The organism is Streptomyces echinatus (genome assembly GCF_014203595.1).
GTDB classification, from domain to species: domain Bacteria; phylum Actinomycetota; class Actinomycetes; order Streptomycetales; family Streptomycetaceae; genus Streptomyces; species Streptomyces echinatus.
In genome coordinates this window covers 419,161-440,269 of record NZ_JACHJK010000004.1, presented here as the reverse complement: position 1 = coordinate 440,269, position 21,109 = coordinate 419,161, and the positions used below count along the sequence as shown (strand labels likewise).

The 21,109-nt window shown below is 73.2% G+C and carries 15 protein-coding genes; 11 read left to right on the top strand and 4 right to left on the bottom strand.

Annotation, left to right across the window (positions count from 1 at the left end; translation table 11 throughout):
- Positions 1–6: 6 nt before the first annotated feature.
- On the bottom strand, positions 7–7,626 hold the full coding sequence (locus FHS34_RS14510; protein WP_184965061.1) for a non-ribosomal peptide synthetase: 7,620 nt from the start codon (positions 7,624–7,626) through the stop codon (positions 7–9).
- A 43-nt stretch (positions 7,627–7,669) separates the two neighbouring features.
- Positions 7,670–7,873, bottom strand: a complete 204-nt coding sequence (locus tag FHS34_RS14505) for an MbtH family protein (RefSeq protein ID WP_184965059.1) — start codon at positions 7,871–7,873, stop codon at positions 7,670–7,672.
- Positions 7,874–8,096: 223 nt separating this feature from the next.
- Here FHS34_RS14505 and FHS34_RS14500 point away from each other — a divergent pair, with 223 nt between their 5' ends.
- Genes FHS34_RS14500 through FHS34_RS14490 form a run of 3 tightly spaced genes read left to right on the top strand, consistent with a single transcriptional unit; the run spans position 8,097 to position 12,074 of the window.
- A complete protein-coding gene (locus tag FHS34_RS14500) occupies positions 8,097–9,299 on the top strand; it encodes a beta-ketoacyl-[acyl-carrier-protein] synthase family protein (RefSeq protein ID WP_184965057.1) in 1,203 nt (400 codons plus the stop codon).
- A 5-nt stretch (positions 9,300–9,304) separates the two neighbouring features.
- Positions 9,305–10,369, top strand: a complete 1,065-nt coding sequence (locus FHS34_RS14495) for a beta-ketoacyl synthase N-terminal-like domain-containing protein (protein WP_184965319.1) — start codon at positions 9,305–9,307, stop codon at positions 10,367–10,369.
- 22 nt (positions 10,370–10,391) lie between these two features.
- Entirely contained in the window at positions 10,392–12,074 is a 1,683-nt protein-coding gene (locus FHS34_RS14490; protein WP_184965055.1) for a phytoene desaturase family protein, read from the top strand.
- 22 nt (positions 12,075–12,096) lie between these two features.
- Here FHS34_RS14490 and FHS34_RS14485 read toward each other — a convergent pair whose 3' ends face one another.
- Positions 12,097–12,759 (bottom strand): O-methyltransferase, encoded by a 663-nt coding sequence (locus FHS34_RS14485; RefSeq protein ID WP_184965053.1) that lies wholly within the window; start codon positions 12,757–12,759, stop codon positions 12,097–12,099.
- Between the two features lie 39 nt (positions 12,760–12,798).
- Complete coding sequence (locus FHS34_RS14480; protein ID WP_184965051.1) at positions 12,799–13,557, bottom strand: amino acid hydroxylase; 759 nt, start codon at positions 13,555–13,557, stop codon at positions 12,799–12,801.
- Positions 13,558–13,780: 223 nt separating this feature from the next.
- Between FHS34_RS14480 and FHS34_RS14475 the strand changes: the two genes are divergently transcribed.
- The 8 genes from FHS34_RS14475 to fabG are packed head-to-tail and all read left to right on the top strand — an operon-like array spanning position 13,781 to position 21,094.
- Positions 13,781–14,035, top strand: coding sequence for an acyl carrier protein (locus FHS34_RS14475; RefSeq protein ID WP_184965049.1), 255 nt, complete (start codon positions 13,781–13,783; stop codon positions 14,033–14,035).
- A 25-nt stretch (positions 14,036–14,060) separates the two neighbouring features.
- Positions 14,061–15,287 carry a beta-ketoacyl-[acyl-carrier-protein] synthase family protein gene (locus FHS34_RS14470; protein ID WP_184965047.1) on the top strand — a complete coding sequence of 409 codons (1,227 nt, stop codon included), beginning with the start codon at positions 14,061–14,063 and terminating at the stop codon, positions 15,285–15,287.
- A complete protein-coding gene (locus tag FHS34_RS14465; RefSeq protein ID WP_184965045.1) occupies positions 15,284–16,426 on the top strand; it encodes a beta-ketoacyl synthase N-terminal-like domain-containing protein in 1,143 nt (380 codons plus the stop codon). Before FHS34_RS14470 ends, FHS34_RS14465 begins: the two co-directional genes overlap by 4 nt.
- Positions 16,423–17,421, top strand: coding sequence for a beta-ketoacyl synthase N-terminal-like domain-containing protein (locus FHS34_RS14460; protein WP_184965043.1), 999 nt, complete (start codon positions 16,423–16,425; stop codon positions 17,419–17,421). Before FHS34_RS14465 ends, FHS34_RS14460 begins: the two co-directional genes overlap by 4 nt.
- Entirely contained in the window at positions 17,418–18,290 is an 873-nt protein-coding gene (locus FHS34_RS14455; RefSeq protein ID WP_184965041.1) for an alpha/beta fold hydrolase, read from the top strand. Before FHS34_RS14460 ends, FHS34_RS14455 begins: the two co-directional genes overlap by 4 nt.
- Positions 18,290–19,297: an acyl-CoA thioesterase family protein gene (locus FHS34_RS14450; protein ID WP_184965039.1), complete on the top strand. Its 1,008-nt coding sequence runs from the start codon at positions 18,290–18,292 to the stop codon at positions 19,295–19,297. Before FHS34_RS14455 ends, FHS34_RS14450 begins: the two co-directional genes overlap by 1 nt.
- The gene (locus FHS34_RS14445; RefSeq protein WP_184965037.1) at positions 19,294–20,355 is read left to right on the top strand and encodes a beta-ketoacyl synthase N-terminal-like domain-containing protein; all 1,062 of its coding nucleotides are present in this window, start codon (positions 19,294–19,296) and stop codon (positions 20,353–20,355) included. Before FHS34_RS14450 ends, FHS34_RS14445 begins: the two co-directional genes overlap by 4 nt.
- A complete protein-coding gene (fabG, locus tag FHS34_RS14440) occupies positions 20,348–21,094 on the top strand; it encodes a 3-oxoacyl-[acyl-carrier-protein] reductase (protein ID WP_184965035.1) in 747 nt (248 codons plus the stop codon). The genes FHS34_RS14445 and fabG overlap by 8 nt, the downstream gene beginning before the upstream one ends.
- Positions 21,095–21,109: the final 15 nt, after the last annotated feature.

Below are 21,109 nucleotides of genomic sequence, written 5' to 3'. Positions count from 1 at the left end.
ATCTCCTTAACTTGTCGGGCGCGAACGCGGGCGCAGCACCGGCCGTTCACGCTTGCGCGCCACGGCCAGCCGGCCCGAGAGCTTCTCGACCGTGGTCGCGTTGAACAGATCCGGGATGGCGAGGTCGACGCCCAGCGTCGACCGGATCCGGGACACCAGCCGGGTCGCCAGCAGCGAGTGGCCGCCGAGGTCGAAGAAGTCGTCGTCGATGCCGACCCGGGGCACGCCGAGCAGCTCCGCGAACAGCCGGCACAGCACTTCCTCGCGCTCGTCCCGCGGCCCCCGGCCGCTCCCGGCGCCGGCCCGGTCCGGTGCGGGCAGTGCGCGCCGGTCCACCTTGCCGTTCGGCGTCAGCGGCAGCTGATCCAGTACGACCAGCGCCGAGGGGACCATGTGGGGGGGCAGGGTGTCCTGCAGGCGGGCCTTGACCGCGGCGACCAGGGAGACGGCTTCCGCGGACCGGGACGGGTCGTTGGTCGGCGGCCGGGCTCCGGAGCGCCGCGGCCGGTACCCGGTCGTGGGCACCCCGGTCGCGCCGCGCTCCACGAACAGGACGTCGAGCGTCCCGTCCTCGCCCGGAGGCAGCACCAGGGCGCGGTAGCCCGCCCGGCCGGCCGGCCCGGCGAAGCCCTCGGGATCCGGCAGGGCGTCGTCCCGTTCCGCCAGCCGGTCGCGGGCGGCTTCCGGCGTGCCGCCGTCGGCCAGGACGCGTACCGCCGCGAGTTCGTGCGCGACCCGCGGGTCGGGGACGCCGCGCAGCCGGACGGGCGCGGGGTGCGCCGCGGCCAGCCGGTCCGCCAGCACGTCCAGGCCGGTGACGTCGGCACCCCAGGTGAGCTCACGGGCGGCGTCGGTGTCGACGCGCTCGTACGGCTGCTTGTGGAGGACGACATCGAATCGGTGCGCGGTCAGCTCGTTGCGGAACTCCGAGCGCTTGACGCGGAGGTCGGCCGCGGTGTCCAGGCCGGTGAAGAAGGCGGGGTCGATCAGCAGTTCCTTCTCCAGGGAGACGGACTGCCCGATGGCCGCACGCAGCGCCTCGCCGTTCGCCGCGCCGGCCGGGCGGCCCAGCTCGACGGCCGTGCGCAGCCCCTCCAGCAGGTGCAGGTTGCGTACGTCGCCGACGAACACCCGGCCGCCCGGGGCCAGCAGCCCGAGCAGGCCCCGCAGCACCTTCTCCAGATACCCGGCGTTCGGGAAGTACTGCACGACGGAATTCAGCACCACCGTGTCGAAGTGTCCCGCCGGCAGCCCGTCGAGGTCGTGGGCCGGCTGGACGCGTACCTCGACGCGGTCGGCCAGCCGCGGGTCCCGGGCCACCTGGCCGCGGACTCCCTCGACGATCCGGGGCGAGATGTCGGTGCCCCAGTAGCTCTCGCACTCCGGCGCGATCTTCGACAAGAGCAGCCCGGTGCCCATGCCGATCTCGAGCAGCCGCTTCGGCCGCAGTTCGAGGATCCGGTCGACGGTCGCGTCGCGCCAGGCGCGCATCTGGTCGACGGGGATCGGCAGGCCGTCGTAGCTGCTGTTCCAGCCCGAGAAGTCCTCGCCGAACCCGGCCGTCTCCCCGCCGGTGTAGAGCGATTCGTAGGTGAGCTGCCACTCCTCCACCCGGCGCTCGTCCCGGTCCTTCGCCACGGCGGGATCGTCCCCGCTGGGGACGACATAGCCGACGAGGCGTCTGCCGCCCGGCTGGTCCTCCCGAGGCACGACGACGGCCTGCGCCACGCCGGGGTGGGCGGTCAGCGCCGCCTCCACCTCGCCGAGTTCGATCCGGAAGCCGCGGACCTTCACCTGGTCGTCGGAGCGGCCGACGAATTCGAGCTGGCCGTCGCCGCGCCACCGGACCACGTCCCCGGTCCGGTACATCCGCTCGCCGGGGGCGCCGAACGGGCAGGCCACGAACCGGCCGGCGGTCAGTCCCGGGCGCCGCAGATAACCGCGCGCCAGGGCCTCACCCGCGATGTAGAGCTCGCCGGCCACGCCCGGCGGAGTGGGCCGCAGCCGGTCGTCGAGGACGTACAGCCGGGTGTTGTCCAGCGGACGTCCGATGGGGGGCAGGGTGCCGTCGGGGACCAGCTGGTCGCTGATGGTGGCGCAGACGGTCGCCTCGGTCGGGCCGTAGGCGTTGACCATCCGGCGGCCGGGTGCCCAGCGGCCGACGATGTCGGCCGGGCAGGCGTCGCCGGCCATGATCAGCATCATCGGCGCGGGCAGGCCGTCGTCCGGCAGGGCCGCGAGCACGGGCGGCGGCAGGGTCACATGGGTGATGCCCTGCTCGTGCATCAGCGCGCTCAGTGCCGGTCCCGGCAGCGTCCTCTCCCTCGGCGCCACGACGAGCGTCGCACCGGCCAGCAGAGCCATGCACATGTCGGAGAAGGCGCCGTCGAAGCTGGGCGACGCGAACTGCAGTACGACGCTGTCCGGCCTGACCTCCAGGCGCTCGATCTCGCTGCCCATCCGGCCGGCGATGCCCGCGTGGGAGACCACGACACCCTTGGGCACGCCGGTGGAGCCGGAGGTGTAGATGACGTAGGCGGCATGCCCCGGCCGCAGGGGCGCCACGCGGTCGTCGTCCGTCAGGTTCCCGTCCGGCAGTGCGCGGACGGCCGCGCGGGTCGCGTCGTCGAGGGCGATCCGCTCCAGCCCGGCGGGCAGCGGGACCGCGCTGTCCGCCGCGGTCAGCACGCACCGCGGCGCGGCGTCGCCGAGCATGAACGCGACGCGCTCCGCGGGGTAGTCCGGGTCCACCGGCAGATAGGCGGCACCGGCCTTCAGCACCGCCAGCATGGCCGTGGTCAGCTCGATCGACCGGGGCAGCGCGAGCGCGACGTAGTCGTCCGGCCCCACCCCGCGCGCGGCCAGATGCCGGGCCAGCCGGTTGGCGTTCCCGTTCAGCTCGCGGTAGGTGAGCGCGGTGCCCTCGTAGCGGATCGCGACCGCGTCGGGGGTCGCGGCCACCTGCGCCTGGAAGAGCTCCGGGAAGACCGCCGGGACGACGTCCCGGCCGGTGTCGTTCCACTCGTGCAGCACCAGCCGCCGCTCGGCGGGGTCGAGGACGTCGATGTCGCTCAGACGGGTCCCGGGGGCGGCCGTCATCGCCTCGAAGACCCGGACCAGCCGGTCCAGCATCCGCTCGACGGTGGCCGGGTCGAACAGCTCGACCGCGTACTCGACCACGCCGGTCAGGCCGTTCGGCGCGCCCTGCTCGTCGAACCGCTCGAACACGCTGAAGGCCAGGTCGAACTTCGCCGTCTCGGTGTAGAGCTGCCTGGCCTCCACCTCCAGTCCGGGCAGCCGGAACTCGACGTCGGCCAGGTTCTGGAACGCCAGCATCACCTGGAACAGGGGGTGCCGTGACGTCGACCGGCTCGGGTTGAGGATCTCCACCAGGCGCTCGAACGGAAGGTCCTGGTTGGCGTAGGCGCTGAGGTCCGTCTCCCGGACCCGCGCGATGAGTTCGCGCAGCGACGGGTCACCGCCGAGGTCGGTGCGCAGCACCAGGGTGTTGACGAAGAACCCGACGAGCCCGTCCAGGCTCTCGTCGGTCCGGCCGGCGATGGCCGTCCCGATGGGGATGTCCGTACCGGCGCCCAGCCGGCTGAGCAGGGCGGACAGGCCCGCCTGGACCACCATGAACAGGCTCGCGTCGCTCTGGCGGGCCAGCTCGGTGAGCCGGGCGTGAAGGCCGGCGCCGATGTCGAACCGGGCGGTGGAGCCCCGGTAGCTGGCGACCGGGGGACGCTGCCGGTCCACCGGCAGCGGCAGTTCCTCCGGCGCGCCGTCCAGCGCCGTCGTCCAGTACCGGATCTGCTGGTTGATCAGGCTGTCCGGGTCTTCCTCGGTGCCCAGCAACCGCTGCTGCCACAGCGTGTAGTCCGCGTACTGGACGGGCAGTCCGGGCGCACCGTCGTCGAGTCCGGCGGCCCGGGCCCGGTACGCGGCCGCGAGGTCGTCCGCCAGCGGGGCCATCGACCAGCCGTCGCCGGCGATGTGGTGGATCACCAGGGCGAGTACGTGCTCGGTCGGGGACAGTGCGAAGAGCCGTGCCCGCAGCGGCGGATCGGTGGCCAGGTCGAACTCCCGGCCGCAGAACCCGGCGACCTCGGCGTCCAGTGACTGCCGGGTGACGTCGGTGCACGGCAGCTCGGGACGGATGTCGAGCACCCGCTGGAACGGCACCCCGTCGACCTCCCCGAACACCGTCCGCAGCGTCTCGTGCCGGTCGGCCAGGTCGCCGAGCGCCGCGGCCAGTGCCGCACGGTCGAGCTCGCCGGTCAGCCGCAGCACGGCCGGCATGTTGTACGTCGCGCTCCGGCCCTCCATCTGGCCGAGGAACCACAGGCGGCGCTGGGCGAAGGACAGCGGCAGCCGTTCGGGCCGCTGCGCGCGGGTCACGGCGGGCCGCAGTGACCCGCCGACCTCGTCGAGGCGCCGCGCGAGCTCCGCCACGGTGGGTGCGCCGAAGATGTCGCGGACGGTGAGTTCCACGCCGAAGGCCGGCCTGATCCTGGCCACCAGCTTCGTGGCGAGGAGCGAGTGCCCGCCGAGGTCGAAGAAGTGGTCGTCGATGTGCACCTTGGCGGCGCCGGTGACATCCGCGAACAGGCCGCACAGGATCTCCTCCCGCGGGCTGCGCGGGGCACGGCTCGTACCGGTGCCGGTGAACCGGGCGGCGGGCAGCGCGCGGCGGTCCAGCTTTCCGTTGGGGGTCAGCGGGAGCCGGTCGAGGACGACGACCGCCGCGGGCACCAGGTGCCGGGGCAGGACCTCGCCGGCCGCCCTCCGGACCTCCACGGGGTCGACGGTCCGCCCCTCGTGCGGCACGACGTAGGCGATCAGGCGCCGCTCTCCGGGGACGTCCTCGCGGGCGACCACGGCGGCCTCGCGCACGGCGTCGCCGGCGGCCAGCACGGACTCGATCTCGCCCGGTTCGATACGGAAGCCGCGGATCTTGACCTGGTCGTCGGCGCGGCCGAGGAATTCGAGCTGCCCGTCGGTACGCCACCGCACGAGGTCGCCCGTCCGGTACATCCGCTCGCCCGGCACCCGCGCGGCCTCCGGCGGGCAGGCGAGGAACCGCTGCGCGGTCAGCGCCGGCCGTCCCCGGTAGCCCCGCGCCAGTCCCGGACCGGCCAGGTACAGCTCGCCGGTGACCCCCGCGGGCACCGGGCGCAGCGCGCCGTCCAGCACGAGCACGCGCATGTTGTCGATCGGGCGGCCGATCGGCGGCGTACGGCTGCCGGACAGGGGGTCCGACATGGTCGCGCAGACCGTGGCCTCGGTCGGGCCGTAGGCATTGAGCAGCAGGCGGCCGGGTGACCAGGCGGCGACGACCTCGGCCGGGCACGCCTCGCCGGCCAGGTTGAGGGTCAGGTCCGCGGGCAGTTCGTCCTGCCGCATCACGGAGAGGACGGCCGGCGGCAGGGTCACATGGGTCAGGGCGTGCTTGGCGGCCAGCTCGGTCAGGGCGACGCCCGGGACGAGCTGTTCGGCGCGCGCGAGGACCAGTGCCGCGCCGGACAGGAGGGCCATCGACACCTCGGAGAACGCCGCGTCGAAGCTGGGGGACGCGAACTGCAGCACCCGGCTGCGCTCGTCCACTCCCAGCCGGGCGATCTGCCCGAAGGCGAGCGACGCCGCACCGGCATGGGTGACGACGACACCTTTCGGGCGGCCGGTGGAGCCGGACGTGTAGATGACGTACGCCGGGTGGTCCGGCAGCAGCGGGGCGAGCCGGTCGGCGTCGGTCAGGTCGGCGTCGGTCAGGCCGGTGTCGGTCAGGTCGGCGTCGGTCAGGCCGCTGTCGGTCAGGCCGCTGTCGGTCAGGCCGGTGTCGGTCAGGCCGGTGTCGGTCGGGCCGTCCGCCGGGCCGGTGTCCTCGTGGGTGCCGGGCCGGCCGTCGAGCGTGATCCGGGGCAGGTCGCCGGGCAGGCCCGCCGGGCCGCGCTCGCCGATGACGACGCAGGCGGGCGCGGCGTCCGCGCACATGAACGCGATCCGCTCCGCGGGGTGTTCCAGATCGAGCGGCAGATACGCGCCGCCCGCCTTGGCGACCGCGAGCATGGCGGTGATCAGCTCGACCGAGCGCGGCAGTGCCAGTGCCACCACGCTCTCCGGGCCGATTCCGGAGGCGACCAGCGAGCGGGCGAGCCGGTTGGCACGGCCGTTCAGACCGGCGTAGCTCAGCTCGGTGTCCTCGAAGACGACCGCGGTCGCGCCGGGGGTCCTGGCGGCCTGTGCCTCGAAGAGCGCGGGCCAGGTCGCCGCCGGGTGCTCGCGGGCCGTGTCGTTCCACTCGTGCAGCACCCGACGGCGCTCCGCCTCGTCGAGCAGCTCGATCCGGCCGACCTCCACCCCCGGGTCGTCCGCCATCGCCCGCAGCACGCGCAGCAGGCCGCGCTGGTGGGTCAGCAGGTCTTCGCGGCGGTACCGGGCACTCGCGTCGAAGTCGACGCGCAGACCCTGTCCCTCGCCGCGGTCGTAGACCGTGATCGACAGGTCCTCGACCAGTCCGCCCGCGAGGTTGTGGGAGGTCATCGGGTGGCCGCCGAAGCCGCGGTCGTAGCTGAACGGCAGCACGTTGACCACGGGGCCGACCAGTGATTCGTCCTCCAGGGACAGCCGCTGGTCACGGCGCATGTCCTCGTAGCGGTAGCGCTGGTGGCGCAGCGCCTCACGGGCGCGGGACAGCACGTGCCGGGCGAGGTCGGCGCAGCTGAGCCCACTGGTCACGGTCAGGCGCAGCGGCAGCAGGTTGGACACCATCCCGGCCGTTCCGGCAGTGCCGGTGCCCGGCCGGGCCGTCACCGGCAGTCCGAGCACGAGGTCCCGCGCTCCGGTCAGCCGGTGCAGATAGGCGGCCACGGCGGTGAGCACGAGGGTGGGCAGCGCCCGCCCGGTGGACTCGGTCAGCCGCCGCTGGAGGTCCGCGTCGAGCTGTGCCGAGCAGCGCGCCGGCCCGCCGTCCGTGCCGGACGACCGCCCGGCCAGGGTCACCGGGTCCGGCCGGCCGGCCAGCTGAGCACGCCAGTACTCCTGGTCGGCGGCGAAGGAGTCGGAGGCCCGGTAGCCGGTCTCCTCGTCGAGCAGGCCGCGCAGCGGGAGCGGGTCCGCCCGGCCGGCCGGTTCACCGGCGACGAGCGCCGAGTACACCTCGGCGACGCGGCGGACCACCAGGGCCCCGCTGTAGCCGTCCATGGCGACGTGGTGAAACTGGAAGTACCACTGCCAGCGGTCCGCGGCCAGCTTGAACAGCAGCACGGTGTGCAGCGGGCCGCGGGACAGCTCGACCGGCCGGTCCAGGTCGGCGCGCATCCGCTCCAGCGCGGCGCCCGCGGGGTCCGGCAGCGCGGAGACGTCCACGACGTCCACGGCCGCGGCCTCCGCGCCGGCGACGAACTGCCCCGGCCCGTCCGCCCCTTCGGTGAACCGGACGCGCAGCGCCTCGGTCTCCTCGACGACCTGGCGCCAACTGGCACCGAACGCCTCGGGATCGACGGGACCGTGGATGTCGAAGTACTCCGCGATCCGATAGCGTCGGCCGCTGGAATCGATGTGGTGTCCGTACCAGATTCCGCGCTGCGCGGCGGACAGCGGCAGCAGGTCACCGCCGATGTTGCTCATGTTCATTCCCGGGGTAGTGGCCGGTGGTCCAGGGCGGCGGACGTCAGGAGGCTTCGCGCAGGCTCTTCGGCCGCATGTCCGTCCAGTTCTCCTCGATGTAGGCCAGGCATTCCTCTCGGCCGCTCTCGGAGAGCTCCACGGTCCAGCCCTCCGGAACATCGGCGAATACCGGCCAGAGCGAATACTGTCCTTCTCCGTTCACCAGAACAGAGAAGACCGCCTCGTTGTCGTCGAACGGATTCGTCATTGGGCTACCCCTATCGCATCGGCGCGCTCGAACTGCAGAGTTGCCCGCACGGCCATGTCCCGGCAAGTGGGCGGACAGTACGGGACGGAACGAGACACCGGCGGTTGTGTACCCGCCGGGATTCCGGCTTGTAGTCTGCCGGACGGACCTGAATTGCTTTTCTCTTCCGAATTGGGGTCGTGCATTGCTTGCTGGAAAAACGACAAAACCCGGCCGGCGGGTAGTGATCACCGGGCTCGGCGCAGTTTCCAGCATCGGCGCCTCGGTCACCGAATTCCTCGCCGGGCTGCGGGCGGGCCGCAGCGAGGTCCGGCCCATATCCGCGTTCGACACCACCGGCTTCGAGCACGCGGGCGGCTGCGAGATAACCGGGTTCGAGCCGGAGCGCTGGATCGAACGGCTCGACCCCGCGGAGCTCGGCCGGGCGGCCCGGTTCGCCGTCGCCGCGGCCAGGATGGCCGCGGGCCACGCCGGGCTGACCCCGGGGGTGCTGGCCACGAGCCGGGTCCTGGTGGCCGTCGGCACCACCGACGGCGAGACCCGCGACCTCGACCGGCTGGTGGCGCAGGACGTCGCGGAACCGGGTGCGATGGATCCGCGGATCGCCCGCCGGGCCTCCGCCTCACGGCTGTCGACCTCCGTGGCGCGCGAGTTCGCGCTCGCCGACGCCGAGGCGGTGACCATCCCGACGGCGTGCGCCGCCGGCAACTACGCGATCGGCCACGGGCTCGACGCCATCCGCGCGGGCGACGCGGACCTGGCCTTCTGCGGCGGCGCGGACGCGGTCTGCCTCAAGACCTTCGCCGGGTTCTACCGGCTCGGCACCATCGCCCCCGACCGCTGCCGCCCCTTCGACCTCGACCGCAAGGGCATCCTGGTCGGCGAGGGGTCGGGGATGCTGGTGCTGGAGAGCCTGGAGTCGGCCCTCGCGCGGGGCGCCCGGATCCACGCCGAGGTACTCGGATACGGCCTGAACTGCGACGCGTTCCACCAGGTCGCGCCGCTTGAGCAGGGGGTCGCCGACTGCATGCGGCTGGCGGTCGCCGACGCGGGCGTCACACCGGACGAGGTGGACCTCATCTCGGCGCACGGCACCGGCACGAAGGCCAACGACAGCACCGAGGCGAGGGCGATCCACGCGGTCTTCGGCGACCGGCCGCCCCGCACGGTGTCGATGAAGTCGATGCTCGGGCACACCATGGGCGCGGCCAGCGCGCTGGCCGCGGTGGGCTGCACCCTGGCCCTGGAGCACGGCTTCATCCCGCCGACCGTCAACCACACCACGACCGACCCCGAGTGCGGTCTCGACTGCGTGCCCAACGAGTCGGTGACCGCGGACCTGCGGATCGTGCAGAACAACGGGCTCGCCTTCGGTGGCAACAACGCGGTGGTCATCTTCGGCCGCTACGACGAAGGAGCAGCGTGACAGACATGGGACCCGTCATCACGGCATGGTCGGCGATCTCACCGTTCGGTCTCGGCGCGGACGCCTTCCGGGCCGGGCTGCGGGGCGGGGTCCCGGCCCCCGTCTCGTCGGCCGGGCACGCCCCGTACGCGCCCGGCCGGCTGGTCCCGGACTTCGACGCCCGGACCGTGCTCGGCAAGAAGGGCACCCGCTCGATGGACCGGGTCACCGCGCTGTCGGTGGCGGCGGTCGGTGAACTGGCCGGCGGGCCGGAGGCGTCCGGCACCCCGGCCGAGGGCCCGGGTCCCGGCCTGGTGCTCGGCACCACCGGCAGTGTGCAGTCCACGATGGACTTCACCCGCAGCTCGCTCGAGGGCGAACGGCCGTTCTACGTCGACCCGGCCCGTTTCCCCAACACGGTGATGAACTGCGCGGCCGGCCAGTGCGCGATCCGGCACGGGCTCAAGGGCCCGAACGCGACGATCGCCGGCGGCCGCGCGGCCGGCCTGCTGGCCCTCAACTACGCGCGTCGACTGCAGGCCGGCGGCCGCGCGGGGACGCTGTTCTGCGGCGGCGCCGAGGAGTACTCCGAGGCGCGGGCACGGCTGCACCACCACGGCCGGGGCGGCCCGGACGGCACGGTCCTCGGCGAGGGGGCGGCGGTCCTGCGCCTGGAGCCGGCCGGCTCCGCCGCCGCCGAGCGGGACGGCCTGGCGGAGGTCGTCGCGCTGGAGTTCGGCGTGTCCGAGGACGCCGGGGAGATCCCGGCGGCCCTGCTCCGCTGTCTGCGCCGGGCGCTGGAGCGGGCCGGAGCCCGGCCCGCGGACATCGCGCTCGTCGCCCCGGGCGCGGCCGACGGCCCGGAACAGGCCGCGCTCCGGGACCTGTTCGGCCACCGGCCGCCCGCCCAGGCCGACTGCACCGGCCTGATCGGCGACGCGGCGGCCGCCGCGGCCTCCTTCCAGGTGCTCGCCGTGCTCGTCAGGGCCGAGGAGGACCCGGCGGCGGCCGGCCGTCTGGCGCTGGTGACCGCGGTCGACCACGACGGCACCCTCGGCTGCGCGCTGCTGCGGCCGTATCCCGCACGCTGACCACGACCCCGGCGAGGACTCCTTGACCAGCACCGACACCGAAGAGCAGTGGGACGCCATCGTGGTGGGGGGCGGCCTCGGCGGCCTGACCTGCGCCGCCCATCTCGCCACCGCGGGGCGGCGGGTGCTCGTGCTCGAGCAGCACGACTGGGCGGGCGGCAACAGCCATGTCTTCCGCCGTCGCCGTGCCTACGAGTTCGACGTAGGCGTGCACTACCTGGGCGACTGCGGACCCGACGGCATCATCCCGGCCATCCTGTCCGGCCTCGGCGCCGGCGACCGGATACGGTTCCGCGAGCTGGACCGCGACTGCTTCGACCAGATCCTGATCCCCGGGCTGACCCTCGACGTGCCCGCCGACTGGGACACGTACCTGGCCCGGCTCGAGCAGGCACTGCCCGAGGACGCGGAGGGCCTGCGCACCTTCATCGGGATCTGCCGGGCCGTCGGCGGTGAGCAGCGCTGGGCGCTGCTCACCGATGCCGGGCCGGCGCAGATCGCCGCCGGCACCGAGCACGTACGGGCCTGGGGCCGGCGGCCGTTGTCCGAGCTGTTCGACCACTGCGGGCTGTCCACCCGGGCCCGTACGGTGCTCGCCGCCCAGTCGCCGAACTACGGCATGGGCCCCGACATCGCGACGGTGGGCACCCACGCCATGGTGACCGACCACTACATCCGGGGCGCCTATGTCCCGGTCGGCGGGGGGCAGTCGCTGGCCGCGACGCTGATCGAGGTGCTGGAGGCGCACGGCGGCGAACTGCGCACCCGCAGCCGGGTCACCTCGATCGACGTCGTGGAGCGCACGGTCACCGGTGTGCGCCTGGCGGACGGGACGTCGCTCGGCGCGCCACTGGTGATCTCCGGCGCCGACTACCGGCGCACGGTGCTGGAGCTGGTCGGCGCGGAGCACTTCAGCCCGCGGATCGTCCGCTCGACCCGGGAGGCGACGGTGGGACTGCCCTTCGCGACCGTCTACGTCGCCCTCGACCGGCCGCCGGCGCGGCAGGCCGAGGCCAACGTCTGGTGGTACGCGCACGAGGACATCGGCGAGCTCTACCGCGGGCTGTACGCCGGCGAGCAGCCCGACGACGTGCGCTTTCTCTTCATCTCGTTCGCCTCGCTCAAGGAGCCCGGCGCGCGGCACCTCTGCCCGCCCGGACAGGCGAACTTCCAGCTGATGACGATGTGCCCGCCGGGCTACCGGCACTGGGGCGTCACGCGGGGACCGGCCGAGGGCGGCCGGTACCGCCGCGAGCCCGCCTATCTGGCGGAGAAGAAGCGCTTCACCGACGCGGTGCTGCGGGCCGGTGAGCGGGCGCTGGGGCCGTTCCGGGACCACATCACCCACCTGGAGCTGGCCACGCCGCTGACCCAGGAGCGGTACACGCTCTCCACCGGCGGATCCCCGTTCGGCCTGGCCACCTGGGGTGCCACCGGTGCCCGGCCGGACACCGCCACCGGCGTCAAGGGCCTGCACGTCGTCGGTCAGAGCACCCGCTACGGCAGCGGGATCACGGGCGTGATGGTCAGCGGGACGGCCTGCGCGTCCCGGATCCTCGGGCGGCCGCTGCTGACCGAGGCACACGCCGGCGCGGTCTTCGGTGACCGGAGCCGGCTGCCCGCGCGCGCCGCGGGCTGGGACCCGCTCGCCGTCTCCCGGGGTGCCGCGAGGCGGGACGCGCGCGGACTGGCCAAGGTGGACTGAGGCCGGAAGGCGCGCGGGGAGGTCAGCGCTTCACGGCGAGTGTCAGGCCGTCGGCGAACGGCAGCATGCACAGGTCGACCCGGTCGTCCTCGCGCAGCTTGGCGTTGAAGGCGCGCAGCGCCCGGGTCTCGTCGTCCTGGACCGACTCGTCGATGACCAGCCCGGACCACAGCACGTTGTCGGCGGCCAGCAGGCCGCCCGGCCGCAGCAGGGTCAGACCGTACTCGTAGTAGGTCTCGTAGCCTTCCTTGTCCGCGTCCAGGAACACGAAGTCGTAGCCGCCGGCCGCGCCCTCCTCCTCGACGAGGGCGGCCAGGCTCTTCCGGGCGTCGCCGACGCGGAGGTCCACCTTGTCCGCGACCCCCGCCCGCTCGCAGTGCCCGAGCGCGGTCTTCGCCCACTCCTCGCTGATGTCGCAGGCCGTGACGCGGCCGTCGGCGGGCAGGGTCAGCGCCGTGCGGAGCAGGCTGTAGCCGGTGAAGACCCCGACCTCCAGGGTCCGCTTCGCGCCGATGGCCCGGAGCAGCACGGACAGGAACTGGCCCTGCTCCGGCGAGATCTGCATATTGCGCTCGTCGAGCCGCGAGGTCTCCTCGCGCAGCTCGCTCAGCGGCGCCGGTTCGGACAGCGAGACGTCCGCGATGTAGTCCTGGAGTTCCTCGGTGATGCTGACCTGGATCCTCATGATCGTCCCTCTCGGTGTGATGTCGGCCGGCCGGGGATGTCACAGCCGGTTCAGAAAGCGCCGCACCTCGGCGACCAGGTGGCCGACCGATTCGGCGGCGAAAAGCACCGGCATGCAGTCCGTGTCGTCGAAGTCCTGCGCCACGATGTCGGCGGTGTCGAACGCCCGCAGCTCCACCTTGTCCAGCGACTCCATCTCCGCGACCGAGGACAGCAGGGCCGCGCCGCAGACCCGGGGGCGGCCGTCCTCGTACACGACACCGGTCTCCATGGCGAACCAGAAGACGTGGACCAGGTCCCGCATGGCATCGGGTGCGGACACCCGCCGGGCGGCCTCACCGAAGCTCCGGTACAGGTCCGCGAAGACCGGGTCGCCCAGCATCACTGCGTGGCCGATCAGTTCGTGCAGGACGTCCGGTTCCGGGGAGTGGTAGGGCGATTCGGGCCGCCGCAGGTACTGCGTGGCGTGGAACCCGCTGTCCGCGAACGTGCCGAGGAACCGCTTGGCGGGGACGGTGCCCTCGGCGGGCCGCAGATGAAAACCGGTGAGCTCGGTCAGCACCGGGGAGATCTCGGCCAGTTGCGGTACCCGCCGCCGTTCCAGGACGACCGCTTCGGCGGCCCGCCGGTAGTTCGCGCACGCCACTTCCTGGTGCAGAGAACTCAGTTTGGCGGTGACCGTCTCCCAGAGGGCGTCCTCCTCCTCCGTGTAGGCGATGACCGGCAACGGTTCACCGAGTTGCCATTCCCTTGCCTTTTGCTGACGTATGGCCTTCCGGCGCTCGTATTCATCAGTCATCGCGACTTGTTTCCCCCGTCGCCTCGCAGTTACGGCACAACTCCCCTTCATATCCCGTCGATCACACTAGCCCACGGCCGCTCGGGCGGGATACGAGGAACGGCTGTCTCGTTCCGTCCCGTGCCGTCCACAACCTTGCGGGACAGCGCCCGTACGCATGAGATCTGAACCACTGAACCGATGCTCGACTCGCTTGCCGGAGAAAGAGGCCACCACCGTGACAATGACCACCGACGGGAATTTCGCCAAGATTAAAGAAATCGTCTGCGAAATCCTTGAGCTCGAAGAGGACGAGGTCACGGACGAGGGCCTGTTCAATGAGGAGTACGGCGCCGACTCGCTGCGCGCCATCGAGATCCTGGGTTCGCTGGAGCGCGAGTTCGGAGTGGTCATCGACCAGGCCGAACTCGCCCGGATGACGAATCTCCGCGGTGTCTACGACGTGGTCGCCGAAACCGCGGGCTGGGCGAAGCAGTAGTCCCCGCACAGGGAATGAGGAGCTGATGGCGTCACCTGACAGGCGGGTGGTCCTGACCGGGCTGGGAGTGCTGTCGAGTATCGGGACCGGGGTCGAGGAGTTCACCGCCGGTCTGCGGGCCGGGCGCAGCGGTGCGGGGCCGATCACGGTGTTCGACACCGCCGGTTTCGAGCACTCCACCGGCTGCGGGCTCGGCGCGTTCGACGCGGCGGCCTGGATCCGGAACCTTCCCGTCGACTCGCTGGGGCCCGCGACCCGGTTCTCGGTGTCGGCGGCGCGGATGGCCGTCGCGGACGCCGGTCTCGACCTCGGGGCGCTGCGCGAGCGGCCCGGCGTGATCTCCATCGGCACCACCGACGGCGAGTCGCGTGACCTCGACGAGCTGGTGGAGACCCAGTTGGCGCACGGCCACGCGGCCATGGACCCCCGGGTCGCGCGCCGGCTCCGGGCCGCCCGGCTGTCCTCGGCCGTGGCCCTGGAGCTCGGCCTCACGGACGTGGAGGCGGTGACCATCCCCACCGCCTGCGCCGCCGGGAACTACGCCATCGGCTACGGCTACGACGCGGTCCGCTCCGGGGACGCCGACTTCGCCCTCTGCGGCGGCGCGGACGCCATGTGCCGCAAGACCTTCGCCGGGTTCTACCGGCTCGGCACCATCGCCCCCGACCTCTGCCGGCCCTTCGACGTCGACCGCAAGGGCATCCTCACCGGTGAGGGCGCCGGCGTACTGGTGCTGGAGGACCTGGAGTCGGCGCTCGCCCGCGGGGCGCGGATCTACGCCGAGGTGCTCGGCTACGGCCTCAACTGCGACGCCTACCACCAGGTCGCGCCGGACCGCTCCAGCGTGGCCCGGGTGATGGCGCTCGCGCTGGAGAACGCCGGCGTGAAGCCGCACGAGGTCGACCTCGTCTCGGCGCACGGCACCGGCACGAAGGCCAACGACATCACCGAGTCCCAGGCGATCCGGGAGGTCTACGGCGACCGGCCGCCGCGCACCGTGTCCGTCAAGTCGATGCTCGGGCACACCATGGGCGCGGCGAGCGCGCTGGCCGCGATCGCCTGCGCGCTGGCGATCACCCACCGGTTCATCCCGCCGACCATCAACCACAGCCGCACGGACCCGGAGTGCCGGATCGACTGCGTGCCCAACCACGCCGTCGAGGCCGACCTGCGGATCGTGCAGAACAACGGCCTCGGCTTCGGGGGCAACAACGCGGTCGCGGTCCTGGGCCGATACGAGGAGTCCCGTTGAGCGAGCACGCAGGCTGGCCGATCGCCGGAACCGGCGCGGTGGCCGCCATCGGCCGGTCCCCGGCCGAGATCTTCGATTCCCTGTGCGCGGGCACGTCCGGCCTGCATCCGATGCGGGGCTTCGAGCGCTCGTACTACACCGGCGACCGGCTGTACGAGATCGACGACCGCGGCGACGCCGGTGACGTACCGGGCCGGGCCACCGCCTTCCTCCTCGAGGCGATCGCGCAGGCGGTCGCCGAGGCCGGGCTGGACGAGCGACTGGGAGACATCCCGGTCCTGGTCGGCACCGGGCTGCGGGAGCTGCGCTCGGTCGAGCTGTGGGCCCGGGACGGTGTCCCGTTCCCGGCCGGGGAGCTGCACTTCGGCACCGCGCTGCGGGAGCGCTTCGGCGCGACCATGACCCACACCGTCTCGAACGCCTGCTCGGCGTCGCTCTACGCGCTGTCGATGGGCACCGATCTGCTGGCCGCCGGCGCCGAGACCGTGATCGTGGCCGGCGTCGACACCGTCACCGAGAGCATGGTGGGGATCGCCGACCGGCTGCAGTCGGTGGCACCGGACACCGTGCGCCCCTTCGATCTCGACCGGATGGGCACGATCCTCGGCGAGGGCGCCTCGGCCGTGGTCCTCCGCCGCACCGAGGACCCGGACCGCCCGGGCCCCGGCCGGGTGCGCGGTGTCGCCGTCAACTGCGACGCCCACCACACCACCGCCCCCCATGCCGGGAGCATCGCCGCCGCGATCCGCGAGGCGCACCGCAGGGCCGGCGCCGGGCCGGAGGACATCGACCTGGTGATGCTGCACGGCACCGGAACCCACGCCAACGATGCCGCCGAAGCCCGGGCCATCCGGGCGGTGTTCGGCCCCGCCCCGGAGAAGGCACTGATGACGGCAATGAAGTCGATGACCGGCCACACGTCCGGGGCCTCCGGACTGCACAGTCTGATCGTCGCGCTGCGCGCCATGGCGGACGGGCTGGTCCCGCCGACGCTCGGGCTGAACCGACCGATCGAGGAGGCCGCGGAGTTCCGGATCGTACGGGACGCGGCCGCACCGGCGGACCTGGCGCTGGCGCAGGTCAACGCCTTCGGCTTCGGCGGGGTCAACGCGGTCGCACTCGTGGCCGGCCGGCGATGAGCGCGGTCGCCACCGGCGTCGGCCTGGCCGTGCCAGGCGCGTCCGCCGCCACGGAACTCACCACGGGCACCGCCGAGGGTGCGGCGCCGGTCGACCCGGCGGCCCGGATCGGCAAGAAGGGCTTGCGCCATCTGGACCAGGCGACCCGGCTCGCGCTCTGCGCCGCACGGGACGCGCTGAACGCCGCCGGGCTGATGACCGGCGACGCGCGGCTGACGACCGCCGGCGGCGGCGCCCCGACCGTGGCCGCCGAGCTGCTGGTGCCCGCCGAGTCGGTCGCGGTCGTCGTCAGCTCGAACCTCGGCAACCTGGACTCGGTGTGCGAGGTCGCCACCACCATCGCGGCCGACGGAGGCACCCGGCTCCTCAGCCCGGTCTACGCGCCGCGGCTGTCGAGCAACGTCACCGCCTCCGAGATCGCGATCAGGTTCGGCCTGCGCGGCCCGAACCTGATGGTGTGCAACGGCCCGACCTCCGGTCTCGACGCGGTGCACTGGGCCACGGTCCTGCTGGCGGGCGGCCGCGCACGGCACGTCCTGGTGGTCGGCGCCGAGCCGGCCAACGACGTCGTCCGCCGCCTCACCGGGCACGCGCATCCGTTCGACGGTGCCGCGGCGCTGGTGCTGGAGTCCGCGGCGGCCGCGGCCGAGCGCGACGCTCCGGTGCTGGCCGGGCTGGACGGCTACGTCCGCACCGGCAGCCTGGCCGGCTGCGTCACCGCGCTCGGCGGCGTCCCCCGGGCCTGGCTCGCGCCGCGGCCCGCGCCGGCGGACGTCCTCCCCGGCGTGCCCCGGCACGCTCTCGAGGACCGCTGGGGCCCGGCCTCGGGCGCGCTCGGGGTCCTCCAGTGCGCCGCCGCGGTGGGGCACTTCGCCGCCGGGGGCAGCGGCCCGGTGTACGCGGTGGCGGGTACGGACGCCGACGACGCCGTCGCCGGGCTCGTCCTCACCGCACCGGCCGGCGCGGAGACCGGGAACGGGGAGGGCCGCGCGTGAACCCGGCATTCCCGCCCAGCGGCGTCAGGCCCGTGCTGCTCCGGCAGCGCACGATCAGCGACGGCGCCGGACCCCGGGTGCTGCTGCTGCACGGCATGGCGGACAGCAGCACCGTCTGGGAACGGCTGATCGGGCTCGCGCCGCAGCACGCGGAGCTGCGGCGAGCCGAGATCCACACGGCCGAACTGCCCTGGCGCGGCACCGGGCCGCCCGACTGGGCGCACCGTCTGGAGTCCGTCTCGTGGCTCGCCGAGACGCTGGACGAGCTCGCGGACACCGTGGGCCCGGCCGATGTCGTGGTGGCGCACTCCTTCTCCGCCATGCTGCTGCTCGACCTGGTCTGCGGTGCGTCCGCGCGCACCGGGCACCGGCTCGCGGGGGTGGTGCTGGTCTCCCCCTTCTTCCGGCCTCGGCCCGAGGACTTCGACTGGGACACCATGGCGGCCCTGCCGGAGCAGTTCGTCCGCACCATGGAGGAGGGCATCCGGGTGGCGGCCGGGCCGCGCTCGAAGCCGGAGCTGCACCGCGTCCTCGCGCAGCGGCTGTGCACGACGATCGGCCCCTACGGCTGGTCGCGGTTCTTCGAGCTGTACCTGCGTACGCCGTGGCTGCCCACCTCGCAGGTGCGAACGCCCGCGCTGGTCGTGTCCGGTACCGAGGACCGCATCGCGGTGACCGGGGAGGCGCAGGACCTGGTCGCCCGGATGCCCGCGGCGGCCCTGCACACGATCGAGGAGACCGGGCACTTCCCGATGGCCGAGCGGCCGGCCCGGTTCGCCGACGCGCTCGGTGGTTTCCTGCGCCGTATTTCCGCCGCCCCCGAAGCGGCCGGGGAACGGCCCCGTTCAACGCTAGTGGAGCGAATCTGATGGCTGACATCGACACCGCGGTCAAGAACGTGGTCACGCAGACCACCACGGTCTCCCTCACGCCCGGGTACGAGGGCGCCAACATCGGCACCTACATCGGCTTCAAGCACGTCAACTACCTCGTCGAGAAAGCGGTGATCGAGCACTTCCGGCGGCAGGGGCTGCCGGTCGGCGGGCTCTACGAGAGCTACGGCCTGGGCTTCGACCTCGTCGACCTGGAAGCCCGGCTGCGCGGCGGGGTGTTCGTCGACGACGAGGCCGTACTCGAAGTGAAGCCGGTGACGAGCGACGACGACACCGCGTTCCGGTTCAAGGTGTCCATCACCGTGCTCCGCGACGGCGAGCCGAAGAAGATCGTCACCGCCTCGGCGGCGGCCGTGCTGCGCCGGGACGAGGACGACCGGCGGCTGCCCGGCCGGGTGCCGGCCCCCGCCGTGCTCGACCGCTTCACCGTGGCCACTCTCGGCACCCCGGAACCCGGTGAGGCCGTCCCGGCCACCGACGGGGACCTGCGCTCCGGCGGCACGGCCGACCGGGACCCCGTGCTCGACCGGCTCCTGGCCGGCCGCAACGGCTACGGCTGGAAGTTCCGCATCCCCTATCCGTATGTGCACTACTTCAGCCGGATGCACATGTCGGCGTATCTGCGGCAGATGGAGGAGGCCAAGCACCGCTTCGTCGACGCCCGCGGCATCTCCATCGGAGCGCAGCTCGCCGAGCGCAACTGGATCCCGGCGGTCACCCACTCCCGGATCGAGATACTCGGCGAGGCCCTGCTCGAAGAGGACCTCTACACCGTCTACACGGTCGAGAGCATCTTCAAGAACCTGCTCTACACCGCGCGCATGGACTGCTACGTGGTGCGCGACGGCCGGCTGGCCCGGGTGGCCACGGGTGTGATCACTCACGGCTACGGCGTCGTGGAGAACGGCAACCAGGCCCGGGTCGTCACCTGGGACGACCGGATCGACCGCGCCCTCAAGGGCCTGCCCGGTGAGGCGTCGTGACGGCACCCGTCATCACCGCCTGGTCCGCGGTCTCGCCCTTCGGGCTCGGCCGGGGGGCCTTCGCGGCCGGTGTCGCGGCGGGGACGTCCGCGGTGACCCGGCCCGAGGAGTGGCCCGTCCCGCGGCAGCGGGTCGCGCCGGTACCGGGCTTCGTCACCGCGGAGGTGCTGGGGCGCAAGGGCACCCGGTCGATGGACCGGGTCTCGGCGCTCACCGCGGCCGCGGCCGACGAACTGCTCGGGGCCGCCGGCCGCCACCGCGAGGTCGCGTCGGGTGAGCGGGCGGCGCTCGTGCTCGGCACCACCGCCGGCAGCAGCCGGAGCATGATGGACATCACCCGGGACACCCACACCCGCGCGATGCCGTTCCACATCGACACGCCGCGGATCCCCAACGCCATCATGAACAGCTCCGCCGCGCAGTGCGCCATCCGGCACAACCTCAAGGGCCCCAACGCGACCGTCGCGGGCGGCAGGGCGGCAGGGCTGTTCGCGCTGCGCTACGCCCTGCGGCTGCTCTCCTCCGGCCGCGCGCGCTCGGTGCTGTGCGGCGGCGCGGAGGAACTGACCCAGGACCGCGCCTGGCTGGAACACCTGGCCGGCGACCCGGACCGGCCGACCGCGCTCGGCGAGGGCTGCTCCCTGCTGTTGCTGGAACCGGCCGCGCCCCCGGACGGGCCGGTGCTCGCCGAGGTCCTCGGCGTCACCCTCGGGGTGTTCCGCGAGGGCGAGCGGGACACCGCGCTGACGGACTGCCTCTCCCGCGCTCTCGCCCGCGCCGGGGTCGCCGCGGCGGATCTGTGGGCCGTGTCCCCCGCGGTCGGGCAGACCGGGGTCCGCCTCGCCGGGCACGCCCCGCTGCCCCTGCCCGGCGAGGAGTCCTGGGGAGACGCCGGCGCCGCGGCGGCCCCGTTCCAGATCGCGTCCGTGCTGGCCGCGGCCGAACGGGACCCCGCCGCCCGCGGGCGCGTCGCGGCGGTGCTGTCGGCCGACCGCGACAACGTACTCGGCTGTGCCCTTTTCCGCATCGCGAAGGCAGCGAGGAGTGACCATGCCTGAAACCCCGACACCGGTCGCGCTGGTGAGCGGCGGCTCCCGCGGCATCGGCCGGGCGGTCGTGCGCCGCCTGGCCCAGGACGGCTACGACGTCGCGTTCTGCTACGTCAGCGGCGAGGAGCCGGCCCGGGAGCTGGAGAAGGAGATCGCCGGGCTGGGCAGGCGCGCGGTCGCCACCCGGGTCGACGTGACCGACGCCGAGGCCGTACGCGCCTGGGTGCGTGACACGGCGGACGAACTGGGCCCGGTCGACGCGGTGGTGACCTCCGCGGGTGTGACCAGGGACAGCGCGCTGGTGCTGATGGCGGACGAGGACTGGCACACCGTCCTCGACATCAACCTCGACGGCATGTACAACGTCTGCCGCTCCGCGATCTTCGAGATGATGAAGAGCCGGTCCGGCGCGATCGTCAACCTCTCGTCGGTCGCGGGCGTGCAGGGCCACGCCCGGCAGACCAACTACGCGGCCGCCAAGGCCGGGATCATCGGGTTCACGCGGTCGCTGGCCAAGGAGGTGGGCCCGTACGCGATCCGCGCGAACGTGGTCGCCCCCGGGTTCATCGACACCGACATGACCGCTGTCCTGTCCGAGACGGTCGTCAAGGAGGCCGTCGGGGCGACGGCGCTGCGCCGGACGGGCCGGCCCGAGGAGGTGGCGGACGCGGTGTCGTTCCTGCTCTCCCCCCGCGCGTCCTTCGTCACCGGAACGGTACTGGAGATCGACGGCGGCATCTCGCTCTGAGCGCCCCACCCGAAA